This is a genomic window from Marinobacter sp. UBA3604 (assembly GCF_002375325.1).
In the GTDB taxonomy this organism is placed as follows: Bacteria; Pseudomonadota; Gammaproteobacteria; order Pseudomonadales; family Oleiphilaceae; genus Marinobacter; species Marinobacter salarius.
Genome location: NZ_DFMB01000063.1, coordinates 36,482 through 52,365, shown reverse-complemented (window position 1 = coordinate 52,365; position 15,884 = coordinate 36,482). Strand labels below are relative to the sequence as shown.

16 protein-coding genes and 1 tRNA gene are annotated in these 15,884 nt (G+C 55.0%); 11 read left to right on the top strand and 6 right to left on the bottom strand.

Features of this window, described 5'->3' with window-relative positions; translation table 11 throughout:
• Positions 1-131: 131 nt before the first annotated feature.
• The 4 genes from B2590_RS18610 to B2590_RS18595 all read left to right on the top strand — a co-directional run bounded on the left by B2590_RS18610 (position 132) and on the right by B2590_RS18595 (position 3,912).
• Positions 132-1,001 (top strand): putative selenate ABC transporter substrate-binding protein, encoded by an 870-nt coding sequence (locus tag B2590_RS18610; RefSeq protein WP_075194872.1) that lies wholly within the window; start codon positions 132-134, stop codon positions 999-1,001.
• The gene (locus B2590_RS18605; RefSeq protein WP_036207303.1) at positions 1,001-1,651 is read left to right on the top strand and encodes a phosphonate ABC transporter ATP-binding protein; all 651 of its coding nucleotides are present in this window, start codon (positions 1,001-1,003) and stop codon (positions 1,649-1,651) included. Before B2590_RS18610 ends, B2590_RS18605 begins: the two co-directional genes overlap by 1 nt.
• Positions 1,652-1,676: 25 nt before the next feature.
• Positions 1,677-3,143, top strand: a complete 1,467-nt coding sequence (locus tag B2590_RS18600) for a PhnE/PtxC family ABC transporter permease (protein WP_085680623.1) — start codon at positions 1,677-1,679, stop codon at positions 3,141-3,143.
• Between the two features lie 163 nt (positions 3,144-3,306).
• Positions 3,307-3,912, top strand: coding sequence for a hypothetical protein (locus B2590_RS18595; RefSeq protein ID WP_286811745.1), 606 nt, complete (start codon positions 3,307-3,309; stop codon positions 3,910-3,912).
• Positions 3,913-3,931: 19 nt separating this feature from the next.
• Here B2590_RS18595 and B2590_RS18590 read toward each other — a convergent pair whose 3' ends face one another.
• Together B2590_RS18590 and B2590_RS18585 are read right to left on the bottom strand one after the other, a co-directional pair.
• Positions 3,932-4,249 (bottom strand): hypothetical protein, encoded by a 318-nt coding sequence (locus B2590_RS18590; RefSeq protein WP_286848040.1) that lies wholly within the window; start codon positions 4,247-4,249, stop codon positions 3,932-3,934.
• A 70-nt stretch (positions 4,250-4,319) separates the two neighbouring features.
• Entirely contained in the window at positions 4,320-4,802 is a 483-nt protein-coding gene (locus B2590_RS18585; protein WP_286811743.1) for a hypothetical protein, read from the bottom strand.
• Between the two features lie 122 nt (positions 4,803-4,924).
• Between B2590_RS18585 and B2590_RS18580 the strand changes: the two genes are divergently transcribed.
• From B2590_RS18580 to B2590_RS18570, 3 genes are read left to right on the top strand one after another with little or no spacing between them, the layout of a single operon-like run.
• Entirely contained in the window at positions 4,925-5,845 is a 921-nt protein-coding gene (locus B2590_RS18580) for an ABC transporter ATP-binding protein (protein WP_286811742.1), read from the top strand.
• Between the two features lie 27 nt (positions 5,846-5,872).
• Positions 5,873-6,634, top strand: a complete 762-nt coding sequence (locus B2590_RS18575; protein WP_036207335.1) for an ABC transporter permease — start codon at positions 5,873-5,875, stop codon at positions 6,632-6,634.
• Positions 6,631-7,107 (top strand): DUF192 domain-containing protein, encoded by a 477-nt coding sequence (locus B2590_RS18570; RefSeq protein ID WP_286811741.1) that lies wholly within the window; start codon positions 6,631-6,633, stop codon positions 7,105-7,107. The genes B2590_RS18575 and B2590_RS18570 overlap by 4 nt, the downstream gene beginning before the upstream one ends.
• Positions 7,108-7,112: 5 nt before the next feature.
• Here the strand turns inward: B2590_RS18570 and B2590_RS18565 are convergent, their stop codons facing one another.
• Complete coding sequence (locus B2590_RS18565; protein WP_286811752.1) at positions 7,113-7,904, bottom strand: enoyl-CoA hydratase; 792 nt, start codon at positions 7,902-7,904, stop codon at positions 7,113-7,115.
• Positions 7,905-7,944: 40 nt separating this feature from the next.
• Between B2590_RS18565 and B2590_RS18560 the strand changes: the two genes are divergently transcribed.
• From B2590_RS18560 to B2590_RS19310, 4 genes are all read left to right on the top strand, one after another.
• Positions 7,945-9,411 (top strand): patatin-like phospholipase family protein, encoded by a 1,467-nt coding sequence (locus B2590_RS18560; protein WP_286811740.1) that lies wholly within the window; start codon positions 7,945-7,947, stop codon positions 9,409-9,411.
• 4 nt (positions 9,412-9,415) lie between these two features.
• Positions 9,416-10,288: a DMT family transporter gene (locus tag B2590_RS18555; protein WP_286811739.1), complete on the top strand. Its 873-nt coding sequence runs from the start codon at positions 9,416-9,418 to the stop codon at positions 10,286-10,288.
• Between the two features lie 129 nt (positions 10,289-10,417).
• Entirely contained in the window at positions 10,418-12,601 is a 2,184-nt protein-coding gene (locus tag B2590_RS18550; protein ID WP_286811738.1) for an OsmC domain/YcaO domain-containing protein, read from the top strand.
• A gap of 363 nt (positions 12,602-12,964) precedes the next feature.
• A complete protein-coding gene (locus B2590_RS19310; protein ID WP_414673582.1) occupies positions 12,965-13,159 on the top strand; it encodes an Arm DNA-binding domain-containing protein in 195 nt (64 codons plus the stop codon).
• Here B2590_RS19310 and B2590_RS18545 read toward each other — a convergent pair.
• The 3 genes from B2590_RS18545 to B2590_RS18535 form a co-directional block, all read right to left on the bottom strand.
• Positions 13,126-13,917 carry a hypothetical protein gene (locus B2590_RS18545; protein WP_286811737.1) on the bottom strand — a complete coding sequence of 264 codons (792 nt, stop codon included), beginning with the start codon at positions 13,915-13,917 and terminating at the stop codon, positions 13,126-13,128. The two genes, B2590_RS19310 and B2590_RS18545, sit on opposite strands and share 34 nt — an antisense overlap.
• A gap of 299 nt (positions 13,918-14,216) precedes the next feature.
• Positions 14,217-15,575 (bottom strand): hypothetical protein, encoded by a 1,359-nt coding sequence (locus tag B2590_RS18540; RefSeq protein WP_286811735.1) that lies wholly within the window; start codon positions 15,573-15,575, stop codon positions 14,217-14,219.
• 172 nt (positions 15,576-15,747) lie between these two features.
• A tRNA-Leu gene (locus tag B2590_RS18535) sits at positions 15,748-15,834 on the bottom strand.
• Between the last annotated feature and the right edge of the window lie 50 nt (positions 15,835-15,884).

Here is a 15,884-nt window from a genome sequence, read left to right as displayed (position 1 = left end):
TAACCTGATTGGCTCATAGAATCGTATAGCTGTTCAGAGTTGCAGTAAATCACGGTATTCTGGATAGCTTCGGGCTTCCCGTCCGGACATGTGACCCCGCTAAATTCAGCTCCAGACACAAGGAAATTCAAATGGCTTTGAAATTGATACGGAAATTCGCTGTCGCCAGCTTACTGACCTTGCTCTCTTCAGCAACCGTTTCAGCCCAGACACTCGTCTTCACGGCCATTCCCGATGAAGACGAAACCAAACTGGTGGAACGCTTCAGGGGTATCGCCGATTACCTGGCAGGAGAGTTGGACGTAGATGTTCGCTATATCCCTGTCAAATCCTACGCCGCCGCGGTTTCAGCCTTCCGCAACAACCAGGTCCAGCTAGCCTGGTTCGGCGGGCTTTCCGGCGTGCAGGCCCGCGAATTGGTTCCCGGCTCTGAAGCGATTGCCCAGGGCGTGGAAGACAAAGCGTTCTACACTCATTTCATTGCCCACAAAAGTACCGGACTTGACGAGATGGAAACCCTGTCCGACGAACTCCGGGGGAAGACCTTTACCTTCGGTTCCAAGGGGTCAACCTCCGGTCGCCTGATTCCGGAGTACTATATTCGCGAATCCTTTGATGACAGCCCCGACGACGTCTTCAGCCGTGTAGGCTTCAGTGGCAATCACACCCGCACCCTTCGTCTCGTAGAGGCGGGCACCTACGATGTTGGTGCGATCAACTTCTCAGTGTGGGACAAGGAAATGGAAAACGGCAACATTGATACAGACGCGGTGAAGGTCATCTGGACAACGCCGTCGTACCCGAACTATCAGTGGAGTGTTCGCGGCGACGTCAACGAACAGTTCGGTGAAGGTTTCCAGAAACGGCTTCAGGAAGCCCTGCTTGCGATGGACGACCCTGAATTGCTTGAAAGCTTTCCCCGTAGTGGTTTCATCCCAGTCTCCAATGACGCTTACGAGCCGATCCGGGTAGTTGGAAAGCAGATCGGAATCATCGATTAATGTCGGGATTCGATCTATCCGGCCTGACGGCGTCTTTTGGTGGAGAGCGGGTGATTGGCCCGCTCTCCCTCAGTGTCAGGGAAGGAGAGCGCGTTGGCCTGGTGGGCCGCAGCGGCGCCGGAAAATCCACTCTGATCCGTCTTGTCTATGAGCAGGTGGAGCGCCTGGCAGCATTGGTCCCCCAGGACCTGGGACTGGTCAACGCGTTACCGGTATTCCACAACGTGTACATGGGCCGCCTCGATGCCCACGGCAACTGGTACAACATGGTTACCCTGGTTCGGCCATTCACCCGGGACAGCCGTGACGTCAAAAGCCTATTGTCGGAACTGGGGATGACCGAGAAAGCCTGGATGCCCACCGCATCGCTGTCCGGCGGACAGCGCCAGCGCGTGGCCATCGCCCGTGCCCTTTACCGGCAGTCAGGACTTTTGTTGGCGGACGAGCCTGTCTCTGCCCTGGATGGGCCGCTTGCCCACCAGGTTATGACGTTATTGAGAGAGCGCTTCAAGACCAGCGTTATCGCACTCCATGATGTCGAGCTCGCACTGGAATACTGCACCCGTATCGTGGGTATCCAGGACGGGCAGATCGCGCTGGACGAGTCGAGCGAAAAGCTCACACCGGCCGACATTGCGCCACTCTACTGACTCAACCGGCCCAGATTCCACTCCTATGCTGTCTTCGCCAACCGTCAAAACCAGCCTGATCTTTATCGCCATCGCCCTGGTAGGCCTGGTGTTTGCCGATATCGCTATCACGGCAGCCAATCCCTGGAAAGATCTTGGCCGGTTCTTCCTGGGCGTGATAACACCGGATTTTTTCAGTACCGAAGGGCTGGCAACCGCCCTGCTTCGGACGGTTGCCTTTGCCTTCGTTGGCGTCGCTCTCGGCAGTATCAGCGGCTTTCTTCTGGCGCTTGTTTATCGCTGGATGCCGGTTCGGATTCTGTGCGCGTTTGTGCGGGCGATACATGAGCTGTTCTGGGCGCTTATTTTCCTGCAATTTTTCGGCTTCCATCCGCTGACAGGCGTTCTAGCCATCGCTATCCCCTACGCCGGTATCTTCGCCAAGGTCTATTCGGAGATCCTGGAAGAAGCCGACCCGGAACCCGGTCGCCTGTTACCGCCCCGTACGGGCGTTGTTTCGGCCTTCCTGTACACCAAAATACCGGATTGCTGGGTGCAGCTGCGAACCTACACCGCGTACCGGCTGGAATGCGGCTTGCGCTCCAGTGCCATCCTTGGCTTTGTTGGCTTGCCAACCCTCGGCTTCTACCTGGAATCGGCCTTTTCTCAAGGCCACTATTCCGACGCCGGCGCCATGCTGATCCTTTTCTACGTGCTGATAGCCACCATGCCGCTCTGGGTAAAGCCGAAGCTGTTGCCCGTTTATATCGTTGGCGCACCGTTTTTTCTTGGCGAAGGTCTCCCGATTGTCTGGAGTAACGTCGGCCGGTTTTTCACCCAGGACATCGTGCCGTCACCACTGCGCGGAGAAGAAGGCTGGGCCGGCATGGGCGCGTGGCTGGGGGACATGTTTGTCAATCAGGCCATGCCGGGCATCTGGAACACGGTAATCCTCACCCAGGTGGCCCTGGTTGCAACCGGGATCATTGCACTACTGGCCTTCCCGTTGATATCGACTCACTTCGGCGGGCCTGTTCGCCGTACCTCGGGGCATGTCTTCCTGGTGATCATGCGTTCCACGCCGGAGTACATCCTGGCGTATATCCTTTTGCAGCTATGGGGCCCGTCCATGCTGCCCGCCGTTGTTGCGCTGGCATTGCATAACGGGGGCATCATCGGCCATCTGATTGGCCGGCAATCCAGCACCATCCGGTTACGCCCGGATGCGCCGATTGGTCTTAATCGGTATACCTACGAACTGGTGCCCAGGGTCTATCGTTCATTCCTGGCGTTCCTGTTCTACCGCTGGGAAATCATCATGCGGGAGACTGCGATCCTCGGCATACTGGGCATCTACACCCTGGGTTTCTACGTCGACAGCGCCATCCAGAACATCCAGTTTGATCGCGCGATGGTGCTGATCCTGATCACTGCATCCCTGAACATTGGTGTCGATATATTAGGCCGCTTTATCCGCAGGAAACTCGCCCTGCAGACCATGCCTACCTGCTAGCTGCCTACCGCGTCACAGTTCCATGGATTCCTGCCGCTTTTGGCCCGGCTTCCCTTCGTGCTCAGAATACATTTGGTTACACTTCAGATAACGGATGTAACAATCTCCACCAGAACACCGCTCATCCAGGGTTTGAACAGGGTTTGAGCAAGAGGGAACACCTATGATTAGCAGCTTTATTATGCTGTTCGAAGTCGGGCTGATCGCGCTGCTGCTTTTACTGGTCTTTCGCATGCTTACCCTGGCCCGGAACGATCCGTTCGTGCCGGCGTCCGTGGTGACAATGGTGGCTGGACACCAACATTCGGCCCAGCCTCCACTACCAGAGGCTCAACAGAAACGCTCCGTTGCCGCTCCGCAACCAACCCGCTCAGCTCCCTCAGACACCTGTGGATTGATCACCCAGATGCATATCCTGCTGAGTCTTCAGGACCGGGATTGCCGGGAACATGGGCTGGTTCTGGAAACCGCGCCCCATGCGGTTCGGGAATACGCCGTCGTCTGGTTGTATGGCGCTGCCTGCGCCCTGTGTGAAAAACCGCAACGGCATTCAGATGCGCTGCTTGATCTGGTCAGCAAACTGGCCAGCCGAAAAATCGGCATACGGCAACCCGAAGCCGTCCAGGCGCTATCAACGATGACCGGCAGTTCGACCTTGCTGGCCTTTTTCAGAGGTGGTGTAAGCGGTGCAGAGCACTGGAGCGGGCATCGCTATGTTCCGCAGGAACACAGCCTCTACTCAACGGTTACGTCGAACGCCTTTATTTGACGTTTACAGGAGGACCCGCTCAACCGCGGGCTTTGGGGCGGGTAGCAGACTCTTGCAGCGTCCAGTCAACGCCGAGGTTCACGGTGTCTGTGGTATCCGGGTTATCGGCCAGGCTGCCAGCCACCTCTGGCCGGGAAAAGCACCCGTCGTCCAGACGCTCCATCGACTCCACATCCACGGAACGTACTACATAGCTTATGCCATTGCTGATGACCCTGGTGCGATGGCTGAGCCCAAAGATGAAACGGCAATAATCCAGTTTGAGCTGAAGCAGATCCTGTTCCGCTTTCTGGATCTTTCTCAGCAGAACTTTCTGTACGCTATCACCGTAATCCATATACTCTTCCCTGGGCGATGTGTGGTGGTCTGCTGATTTTACACAATCCTGACACACTGTCATCCCATCGTCAGACGCGGCCCTTGGCTACAAACGTCAGTTTTACGGGCATCACGAAGGCGTGATCCATCCCGGCCTGAAGGTCGATCCGCCAGGTCATGCTAGGGTCGGTGGTGCAGAAAGGTGCGGTAAACCGCGCTTCCCAGAGCTGGCCCTCACCATCGGGCGACATCCCCGCCTTGGTCATGGGAACCGGATACTCCCCCAGGTACATGGACTCGCCCCGCAGCACAGCCAGCATCCGGGGCTGATTCCCGTTGGTCTTCACCGTTAAATGGTATTCCGTGCCCTGGGCCTGAACACCGCTTTTTTGCAACCGCGCATGCCAGCTCTTGCCCTTATGTGCCCAGTGGCACGTAGTATTGAGGAGATCGCACTCAACCGCGCCCTGATCGGCCTCGGCGACATCTTCAGACATCAACCAACGCGGGCCAAAAATGCCCAGCGCAACGACGCCAGCAATGGCAAGCACAGCAACAAGCGCTTTCAACACATCCACTCCTCCACGGTTAAGCGGGCATTATGGGGATAATCGCTAACAAGGCAAAGCTTTCTAAATCATCACCGGTCATGAGAAAATACCGCGCTTTGATTCACCACCAACAGGACAAGCCAGTGCAACCGGACATCTCCGTCAAGCACCTCAACAAAGTCTATGCGGATGGTTTCAGGGCCCTCAACGACATCAACCTCGACATCGAACGGGGAGAGATCTTCGCCCTGCTCGGCCCGAACGGCGCCGGCAAGACCACACTGATCAGCATTATCTGTGGCATTGTGAACCTCTCCGATGGCGAAGTGAACGCCGCCGGCTACGACATCGTGAAGGATTATCGCAAAGCCCGGGAGAGCATCGGCCTGGTTCCCCAGGAGCTCAACACCGACGCCTTCGAGACCGTTTGGGACGCTGTCTCCTTCAGCCGGGGCCTGTTCGGCAAGGCGCCTGCACCGGACCATATTGAGAAAGTCCTGAAAGATCTGTCGCTGTGGGACAAACGCAATAATCGCATCATGTCCCTGTCTGGCGGCATGAAGCGTCGCGTGATGATCGCCAAGGCGTTGTCCCACGAACCCCGCATCCTCTTCCTTGATGAGCCCACCGCCGGTGTAGACGTGGAGCTGCGCCGGGACATGTGGGAAATGGTGCGCAAGCTGCGGGAAAATGGCGTCACCATCATCCTCACCACCCACTACATCGAAGAAGCCGAGGAGATGGCCGACCGCATCGGCGTTATCCGCCAAGGAGAGATCATCCTGGTTGAAGACAAGTCCCGGCTGATGAGCAAACTGGGCAAGAAAGAGCTTCGCCTGCACCTGCAGAACCCGCTGGAGAAAATCCCCGGTGAACTCACGCTGGAGCCGGTGCACCTTTCCGATGATGGCTACGAGCTGATCTACACCTTCGACTCACAACAGGAGCAGGCTGGCGTAGCGCGCCTGCTGCGAACCCTGGGCGACCTGGGCATCGAATACCGGGATCTTCAGACCAGGGAAAGCTCCCTGGAAGAGATTTTTGTTGGCCTGGTGCATGAATAAAACCAACCGGTATGCGGGAGTAACGCAATGAACCTTTACGGTGTCCGAGCAATCTACAACTTTGAAATGGCCCGCATGCGCCGCACCCTGATGCAGAGTGTCGCCTCGCCGGTAATCTCCACCTCTCTGTACTTCGTGGTGTTTGGCTCCGCCATTGGCAGCCGCATGGGCGACATCGACAACATCAGCTACGGTGCCTACATCATTCCGGGCCTGGTAATGCTGTCGCTGCTGATGCAAAGCATTTCCAATGCCTCGTTTGGTATCTACATGCCGAAGTTCTCCGGCACGATTTACGAGCTCCTGTCGGCACCGGTCTCCTATCTGGAGGTCGTTCTCGGCTACGTCGGTGCCGCCGCCACCAAGTCGGTCATACTTGGCGTCATCATATTGCTTACCGCCAAACTGTTTGTGGACTACGACGTGCTGCACCCCTTCTGGATGTTCGCCTTCCTGGTGCTTACCTCCATCACCTTCAGCCTGTTCGGTTTCATAATCGGCATCTGGGCGGACGGGTTTGAAAAACTGCAGATTGTTCCGCTGATGATCGTGACACCACTGGTGTTTCTCGGGGGCACGTTCTACTCCATCGAAATGCTGCCGGAGATCTGGCAGACCATCAGCCTCTTCAACCCTGTGGTGTACCTGATCAGCGGCTTCCGCTGGGCGTTCTACGGCGTGTCTGACGTGCATGTGGGCATCAGTGTGGGTATGACACTGCTGTTCCTGACGGCGTGCATGGTCGCGGTGTGGTGGATCTTCAAGACCGGCTACCGGCTGCGTTCGTGAGAGCCCTGCTGGTTTGCCTGGCGCTGCTGTTCTCCGGTTGCCTGGCAGCACTCCCAGACAATGACGACCTGCCGGTGGAGAGGGCATGCCTGATCTCCGCCGGGCAGGCGGTGCCCATTACCGTTGAAGTGGCACGCACGCCGGCCGAACGCAGCCGCGGGCTGATGGACAGGGAGAGACTGGCCCCAAACGCCGGCATGCTGTTCGTCTATAACAACCAGCGCCGTGCCGACCACGGCTTCTGGATGTACCGAACGCTGATTCCACTGGATATTGCCTATCTGGACCGTGACGACACCATCGGTGCCATTCGCCCTATGGTGCCCTGCCCATCGGACCAGGGCCGGGACTGTCCAACCTATGAGGCCGGCGTCCCGTTTTATCGGGCCCTGGAAATGAACCTGGGCTATTTCGAAAGCCAGGGGATTGGCGTGGGAGATCGGCTCTCCCTGAATGCATCAGACTGCCGTTAGCCGCCCTACTCGTCTTTCCATTCCGGTTTGCGCTTGTCCAGAAACGCACAGATGCCTTCGTGGGCATCTGCAGCCTGCAGGTTCTTTGCCATCACTTCCGACGTAAAGTCGTAGGCCTCGGCCAGCCCCATCTCCAGTTGTTGATAGAACGCCTCCTTGCCAATCTTCAGGGTATGGCCGGATTTGCCGGCAATGGTCGCGGCCAGGCGGTAGACGGTTTCGTCAAGAACCTGCTCATCCACCACACGGTTGACCAGCCCAATCTGTTCCGCCTTCAGCGCACCGACCATCTCACCGGTCAACAGCATTTCCATGGCCTGCTTGCGGGATACGTTGCGGGACAACGCCACCATGGGCGTGGAGCAAAACAGGCCAATGTTCACGCCCGGCGTGGCAAAACGCGCGGTATCCGCTGCCACCGCCAGATCGCAACTGGCCACCAGCTGGCAACCGGCAGCGGTCGCCACGCCAGCCACACGGGCAATCACCGGTTTTGGCAGGTTCACAATCTGCTGCATCACCTTGCTGCACTGGTTGAACAGTTTCAGTTGGAACTCATGACTGTCGAGCTGCTCGCGGATCTCCCGCAGGTCATGCCCGGCGCAGAACACCTGCCCTGCAGCCGCGATGACCACCACCCGCGTGTCCACGTCATCCGCAACAGATTCCAGTTCGGCGGAAAGCGCTTCCAGCATGGCCATGGACAGGCTGTTTCGGCTCTCCGGCTGGTTCAGCGTCAGTGTGGTGATTCCGTTTTCGGAGTATTTCTTTACCAACACCTCGGTTTGCTCGATCATCATGCCCCCTACTTCGTTTTCCTGATGTATCCTTTATCCCATGAGAGATACAAAGAAACAACGCCGGGAACTGGAAAAGCAACTCACCGAAGCCTCCTCCTACAAGCACTGGCTCGCCACCGCCACAAACCTGGATGAACTGGAGGGAACACTGGCGTGGCGGGAAGAGGATGGCTGCGAACTGCTCCACGAAGCCCTGATTCGCGACCACATCACGGCCATGAAACGCTGCCGCGACAAAGGCGATACCCGAGCGCTGACGCGGGTACTGCAGGAAAGCCTTTATCGCCACCTGGGTGAGATTGGCAACCCTGACCTCTACGCCATCGCCTGGAGCGGTACCAAAGTTCTGGTCAGTGAGTTCCTTGATGAAGTGGAACGTTCCATGAACTTCCTCTGCGACAACCCCATGCCGGGCGTATCCGACCAGCAAAAGCTGCGCCTGTTCCGGGATGCCGAGCGAGTGTATGGCCGCCCGGCCCTTATGTTGAGTGGTGGCGCCGCCTTCGGGATCTATCATATTGGTGTCACCCGCGCACTTTGGCAGGAAGGCCTGCTTCCCGACGTGATTGCCGGCTCCAGCATGGGGGCGATTGTCGCCGGCGCCATCTGCACCCGCAACAATCGCGAGCTCGAACGCTTTTTCAACGAACCCGGGGAGATCCACCTGGATGCCTTTCGCTGGCTCGAACCCAAACGCATCTGGCGAAAGCGTCATGCCATGGACCAGTTCCAGCTGCTCCACCACATTCGCACCAACATCGGCCGTACCAGCTTTCAGGAAGCGGCTGAACGAAGTGGCCGCACCCTGAATATCTCCGTATCGCCGACCCGCACTCGCCAGAAACCCCGCCTGCTGAACAATCTGGCCTCACCGGAGGTACTGGTGGATTCCGCCATCCTGGCATCCTGTGCCGTGCCTGGCATCTATCCCCCGGTAACACTTCAGGCCAGGGACAAGGACAGGGGGAAAACCGGGGGCAAGCCCTATATGCCCACGGAGCGCTGGATCGACGGCAGCGTTCATGGCGACCTGCCGCTGATGCGCATGGCGCGGCTGCATAACGTTAATCGCACCATTGTCAGCCAGGCGAATCCCCACGTGTTGCCCTTTATCAGCCATCACCACCAGCGCGGCCCGGGCGCCTCTGCCAAACAGGCTGCCGCATCGCTGATGCACGCCCAGGTAGCGACAACGCTTCAGCTCACCCGCAACAGCTGGTCATCAACGGTACTGCGGCCTTTACTGGAGCAGGCCCACGCCATGGCCACGCAGACCTACCTGGGGGACATCAACATACAGTTCCCGTTCAAGCCGCTGCTGTATCGCAAGATATTGTCCAACCCCAACAAGGAAGACCTGGAAATGTTCATCCGGCTTGGAGAACAGGCTACCTGGCCGAGAATGGCCATGATTCGAGATCAGACACGCATCAGCCGCACCTTCAGCGACTGCATCACCCGGCTTGAGAAAGCCTGCGCCGCCAACGACAACGCAGCGGGGTAGCGGCTTGCAGACGACCCGACTCAAAGGCCTGACCATTGCCACACTGGGTGTGCTGTTCATAGTGCCGGACGCCCTTCTGGTGAAAATCACCTCCGTGGAGCCGGTGGTGTTTCTGTTCTGGCGCGGGCTGCTGCTTGCGTTCAGCTTCCTGGTGATCAGTTCGGTACGCTATCGCGCCCGCCTGGGGACGGAGATCCGTCGATGCGGCTGGAAAGGGGTGTTCTGCGCGGTCGCCTTCGGGTTAAGCCAACTGGGTTTTGTGATGGGCATGAAAAACACCGCCGCTGGCAACGTGCTGGTCATCCTCAACACCTCACCGGTCATTGCCGCACTCATCGCCTGGCTGGTCTGGAAAGAAGCCCTGCCGTGGCGAACCTGGGTGGTCATCCTCGTCTGCGTGGCGGGCGCCACCCTGATGGCCCTGGGCGAATGGGGCCGTGGTGACCCGTTAGGGCTGATCATGGCGGGCGTTGCGGCGACCGCTCTGGCGCTGAATCTCAACGTGGCACGCTCAAAGCCGGACAGCGATATGAGCCTTGTACTGATGTTCGGCGCGCTGCTCGTTGCCGGCGCAGCAGCCCTGGCGGGCGGCGCAGTGATGCTCTCACCCAGGGATGCCGTATTCATCGCCCTGCTCTGCCTGTTCTTCCTGCCGGTGGCCTGCGTGCTCATCCAGATTGGCCCACGCTACATACCGGCCGCAGAAGTCAGCCTGATGCTGTTGCTGGAAACCATACTGGGCTCTTTTCTGGTGTGGCTGTTCCTCGGTGAGGTTCCCACCACCCTGAGCCTGATCGGCGGCGCCATTGTCTTCTCCGCACTGATGGTCCATGGCTGGATAGAGGTGAAACGGTATCGGCAAACCCGTTTGGCTTGACACATCCGTTGATGTACGGACATTCCCATCCGATTTGTAAGCCACCCAAGACGCAGGGCGGCAAAAACTGGATAATGGCCCTCCGGCTTTTGAAAGCCCGCTCAATTCTGCAAACCCGGTACGCTGTTCATGGAAATCAAAGTTAATTTTCTCGAAAACCTCAGGCTTGAAGCCAAGTTTGACGATTTCACCGTGGTCACGGACCAGCCCATTCGCTACAAAGGCGACGGCTCGGCCCCCAGCCCGTTCGATTATTTCCTGGCGTCATCGGCGCTCTGTGCGGCGTACTTTGTGCGGGTTTACTGCAAGGCGCGGGACATTCCCACGGAAAACATCCGCCTGTCGCAGAACAACATTGTCGACCCGGAAAACCGCTACAACCAGATTTTCAGAATTGAGGTGGAACTGCCGGAAAACATTTCCGACAAGGACCGCCAGGGCATCCTGCGCTCGATTGACCGCTGCACCGTGAAAAAAGTGGTGCAGACCGGCCCCGAGTTCCAGATTGAAACCGTCGAAAACCTCGACGAAGACGCCCAGGCCCTGCTGATGGCCCCGGATGGCGACACCAGCACCTACATCGAGGGCAAGGACCTCCCGCTGGAACAGACCATCGCCAACATGAGCGGCATACTGGCCGACTTGGGCATGAAGATCGAAATCGCCTCCTGGCGCAACATCGTGCCCCACGTGTGGTCGCTGCACATTCGCGATGCCGCCTCCCCGATGTGCTTCACCAACGGCAAGGGTGCTACCAAGGAAAGCGCGCTATGCTCGGCATTGGGTGAGTTCATCGAGCGCCTGAGCTGCAACTTCTTCTACAACGACCAGTTCTTCGGCGAAGACATCGCCAACAGCGATTTCGTCCACTACCCCAACGAAAAATGGTTCAAGCCGGGACCGGACGACGAGCTGCCCGACGGCATCCTCGACGACCACTGTCTGGCCATCTACAACCCGGAAGGCGAGCTCTGCGGGTCTAACCTGGTCGACACCAATTCCGGCAAGACCGACCGGGGTATCGTGTCGTTACCGTTCGTACGCCAGTCCGACGGCGAAACGGTGTATTTCCCCTCCAACCTGATCGAGAACCTGTTCCTCAGCAACGGCATGAGCGCGGGCAACACCCTGCCAGAAGCCCAGGTACAGTGCCTGTCTGAAATCTTCGAGCGCGCCGTCAAGAAGCAGATCATTGAAGAGGAAATGGCGCTGCCGGACGTGCCGCAAAGTGTGCTGGATAAATACCCGCACATTGTTGAGGGCATCAATGCTCTGGAAGCACAGGGCTTCCCGATCCTGGTGAAAGACGCCTCCCTGGGCGGCCAATTCCCGGTTATGTGCGTGACACTGATGAACCCGCGAAACGGCGGCGTGTTCGCCTCTTTCGGCGCGCATCCGAGTTTCGAGGTGGCGCTGGAACGCAGCCTGACCGAACTGCTGCAGGGCCGCAGCTTTGAAAACCTCAACGACGTACCGGCGCCCACCTTTAGCACCCAGGCAGTGACGGAGCCCAACAACTTTGTCGAGCACTTTATCGATTCCACGGGCGTGGTGTCCTGGCGGTTCTTCAGCGCCAAATCCGACCTGGAGTTCTGCGAATGGAACTTCTCCGGCACCAACGAAGAAGAAGCCAGCACCCTGTTCGGCATTCTGGAAGACCTTGGTAAAGAAGTGTACGTGGCGACCCATGAAGACCTGGGCGCGCCGGTATGCCGCATCCTGGTACCCGGCTATTCCGAGGTCTACCCGGTAGAGGATCTGGTGTGGGACAACACCAACATGGCCCTGGACTACCGCGAAGATATCCTCAACCTCCACGCCCTCAGCGATGATCAGCTGGCCGACCTGGCCGAGCGCCTGGAAGCCAGCCAGCTCGACAACTACATGACCATCATCAGCCTGATTGGCATCGAGTTCGACGAGAACACAATTTGGGGCCAACTCACCATTCTGGAACTGAAACTGCTGATCTGCCTGGCCCTGCAATGGCACGAAGAAGCCCAGGAATTTGTCGACATGTTCCTGCAGTTCAACGACAACACCGTGGAGCGCAACCTGTTCTACCGTGCCGTTAACACCGTTCTGGAAATCACCCTGAGTGACGAACTGGAACTGCCCGACTACCTGCCCAATCTGCAGCGCATGTTCGGCGAAGACACCATGGCCGCCGTGGTTGGCTCAGTCAGCGGCGAAGTACGCTTCCATGGCCTGACACCCACAAGCATGAAGCTGGAAGGTCTGGAGAAGCATCAGCGGTTGGTTGATAGTTATAAGAAGTTGCATGCGGCGCGGGCGGCTAAAGCGGGCTTGTAACAGGTGTCGATGTATGGTGCTCCGGGCCGGAATCGAATCGGCACGACCGTGAGGTCGAGAGATTTTAAGTTATTAGAGTTTTTCTTTGAAGAACTTAGATTAGGTTTGAATAAGCACTATAAAACAGTGCCTTGGGAAGCATTTCTAAAAATCGTTGTTTGCGGTTGTTTGAAGAAATCCACTAGAATTTGACCGATTTTGTCTACATAGTGTCGACATGAAGACACAAGGGACTTTCTGACGAATTCGAGTGGGGCCCCGACCTGTGCGAATAACCAAGAGCTTTGTCGATAAAGTGCCCCTCCCTGACATCGGCCAGGACGGCAAATCCACCCAAGCCTTTTACAGGGATTCGGTCTGCGAGTGACCAACGGCGGTGCAAAATCCTTCATCGTGGAAAAGCAAGTCGATGGCCGGGTGAAGCGAAAGACCCTGGGCCGGCATGGCAATCTGACCGTCGAGCAGGCCCGGAAGGAAGCCCAAAAGTTCCTTGGAGTTCTGTCAATAACTGTACGACTTAGACATCACACCGCAACCATCTTATGTTCTTTTTTCTGATGAGCATCCATGAAGTGGCCGATAATCTTTTTGTAACACGTGAGGAAGGGATCGCCAACTGGTTCCTCGGTTACTGGTTTCTCATTGTAAACGTTACCAGGCTCAGCTTGGCTTGCTACAACCAGTATTAGCCCGTCAATGGCTAAATCAATTGAATCCAAAAGATCGGGCGAGAGGAGAGATACCAAACCTACCTGATCTCTCAAGTTTTCAAAACCATCGATAAATTCTTCTAATTCTTTTTGAGAAAGTTTGGAAAAATCTTTGAACCTAAGTTCATTTTCCAATATCGCTTTATCCAACGGCCCAATTGTTCTTGGGAAAATAATCTCTCGAAGCCAAAAATTATCCCGTTTCGAGCTCCTTTTTTCACTTTTCTTAGCCAAAATATCGTAAAAAATTTTGCAAATAGATAGGACGAATCCCATTAGCCCCAGAAAGCTCGTTAACGAAATCCCTTCTTCCTTCTGTTTAGATTTTCCAGAAACTGCTTTTTCAAGACTAGCGAGAACCTTATTGTTCTGCTGAATGACGGATACCAAAGATTTTGATTCTATAGCCTCTCGCTTAAAAATCCCACCGCTCGGCATATCATTTAAATCACTAATCATGCTAGAAAGAGAAGGAACTCCCTTCAACTTCTCGGCGCTATCGATTTCAATATCTACAGGACCAGCAACTACGTGCGTTTGAAAAAAAACCAAAAAACATGCAAACCAAATTACTGCGAGCTGCTTATCGACTGAGTCCGTAATCATTTTGACTTAAAGTCCTTTTCACTGCGCTTTTTAATTGGTTTTGAAATCTCGGAGGTAAATTTGAGATATCGACATATTCGAAAAACTTATCATAATCTCTGATCTTCAAAATATCTTGCGCGAACAGCCCTAAGAAAAACGAGCTATTCACTGAAATCGTATTTTCAGGGACCTTAAAGATAATCCTAGCAGTTTCGGGATCTAACCTGTCTATCTTAAAATATTCCCGCGCTGCTCGACCGTTAGGCCTACCTATAAAAACTTTGCCGCTAAGTTTCGTCAAATCAACAGGAACCGACTTAGTCATTTTCGAGTTCTTCCGTAGCTGTATCTGGTAATATAAATTGAATCGCTATCAACGTGCCGGGAAAATAAGCTTTTTTTAGCTTTTTTACATAATTCGGATCTGGGGGCAGTGAAAGATTATTTTCTCTATTGAAAGCGATTATCGGTTGACCTCGACTTTCCACCAGACGATATTTACCGTCAAACCTTATATGATTGTGTCCGGATAGAATGCACATTTTTGCATGCTCACCACCTCTCTTATTACCTTCTTCTGATATCATTTGGAAAAATTCAATTAGATCGACAGTTCCCTGACCACGAGTACTATCATCTTCGCTATTTTTACTACTAACCCTGCCCTGCAATGCAAATAGCGTTGTTAGACTATCCTTATCCCAATTTTTTCCGAATAGGGCTTTATTCTCATGTTGCGCAATATATTTGTTCAGACTTCCACGTGCGTAATCGTCTTCGGGTAACTGATCAAAAGTGTCTGAAATAGTATTTCCAAAATTGTATATTACGGCCTCGCACATTCGTTCTTCGTTCTGCTTATCCAAGTAACCGTAGATCTCCCATTCTCCGGTTCCTGAGTGCTCTTGAGCATTGGCTAAGATTTCACCAACATACTCAACGAGCTCCTGCGAGGCATCTTCGGTAAGTTGATAATCCGCCTCCATCAAGCAGTCGTTGATGTGGTCAACAAACCCTTGAGTCGCTCTCGTTTTACTGTCTAGTGAGCCAATTCGTATTGAGTCTTCTTTTGCTCCTCGTTTGTGAAACAGTACAATTTTCTCCGCTTCAGCTGCATCGTCATCAATTTTCTCCCCGTCAACCTCCAGCGCTTTAACAAGACCAATAGTTTTCACCTTCCGCGCCAAACAATCTTGACTGGGGTAGTTGCCTTTGATTTCAAAACTTTTCCCGTGGGCGCTATGGAGATCCATGCAATATTTTCCAATTCTCCCCAGCAAAATCTCTGCTGCTAGGTCATGCTCACAGATATCCGAGTGCCGTACTCCTGCCCATTCAACATCGGTATCATACAAGGCAGGTTCCAAGCCTTTAAAAACCTGAATGCTTTCCTCTGGATTATCAATGATGGAAAACACTTGGGGTAATCTTATCTCTGTAGAAAGCATGCCCGACGATTTATCCAGATGTCCCCTGCTTGGCGCATCAGAGCCAGTTACTAATTGAGAAATGTAGTGGCCTTCTTTTCTCAGCTGTGTAGTCATTTCATCCCTGGTCTCGAAAAACTTCGCCCGTTTTTTTCTTGATTTATCCTTACGGTATCGGGACAAGCGTCGCAGATGCTTTTCCGAGCGTTTCTCGTGATAGAACCGATCAAGGTCTTTCCTTTTTTTCATTCATGCTTCCAGGCTGTGAGTTTCAGGACCGCCGCCACCCATTCGATGATGATCGTTAAGTCTAAGGTCTTTGTCTAGGAGCAACTAGAGGGATTTGTCTACATAGCGTCTACATAAACCATCGGAGAAGTTAGCAGGCGACTCCTAACTTGGCATAAGGCATTGAATTAGCTGGTGCTCCGGGCCGGAATCGAACCGGCACGACCGTGAGGTCGAGAGATTTTAAGTCTCTTGTGTCTACCAATTTCACCACCGGAGCATTCGGAGGGAGATTTTAGGGGCAGGATTGTATAAGGCCGCGCCCGGTAA

What these genes read in the sequence shown, in the direction of transcription:
- B2590_RS18545 (WP_286811737.1), bottom strand. Translation starts at nt 13,917, where the DNA reads ATGATTACGGACTCAGTCGATAAGCAGCTCGCAGTAATTTGGTTTGCA.
- B2590_RS18560 (WP_286811740.1), top strand. Translation starts at nt 7,945, where the DNA reads ATGAGAGATACAAAGAAACAACGCCGGGAACTGGAAAAGCAACTCACC.
- B2590_RS18605 (WP_036207303.1), top strand. Translation starts at nt 1,001, where the DNA reads ATGTCGGGATTCGATCTATCCGGCCTGACGGCGTCTTTTGGTGGAGAG.
- B2590_RS18590 (WP_286848040.1), bottom strand. Translation starts at nt 4,249, where the DNA reads ATGGATTACGGTGATAGCGTACAGAAAGTTCTGCTGAGAAAGATCCAG.
- B2590_RS18575 (WP_036207335.1), top strand. Translation starts at nt 5,873, where the DNA reads ATGAACCTTTACGGTGTCCGAGCAATCTACAACTTTGAAATGGCCCGC.
- B2590_RS18565 (WP_286811752.1), bottom strand. Translation starts at nt 7,904, where the DNA reads ATGATCGAGCAAACCGAGGTGTTGGTAAAGAAATACTCCGAAAACGGA.
- B2590_RS18550 (WP_286811738.1), top strand. Translation starts at nt 10,418, where the DNA reads ATGGAAATCAAAGTTAATTTTCTCGAAAACCTCAGGCTTGAAGCCAAG.
- B2590_RS18595 (WP_286811745.1), top strand. Translation starts at nt 3,307, where the DNA reads ATGATTAGCAGCTTTATTATGCTGTTCGAAGTCGGGCTGATCGCGCTG.
- B2590_RS18610 (WP_075194872.1), top strand. Translation starts at nt 132, where the DNA reads ATGGCTTTGAAATTGATACGGAAATTCGCTGTCGCCAGCTTACTGACC.
- B2590_RS18540 (WP_286811735.1), bottom strand. Translation starts at nt 15,575, where the DNA reads ATGAAAAAAAGGAAAGACCTTGATCGGTTCTATCACGAGAAACGCTCG.
- B2590_RS18600 (WP_085680623.1), top strand. Translation starts at nt 1,677, where the DNA reads ATGCTGTCTTCGCCAACCGTCAAAACCAGCCTGATCTTTATCGCCATC.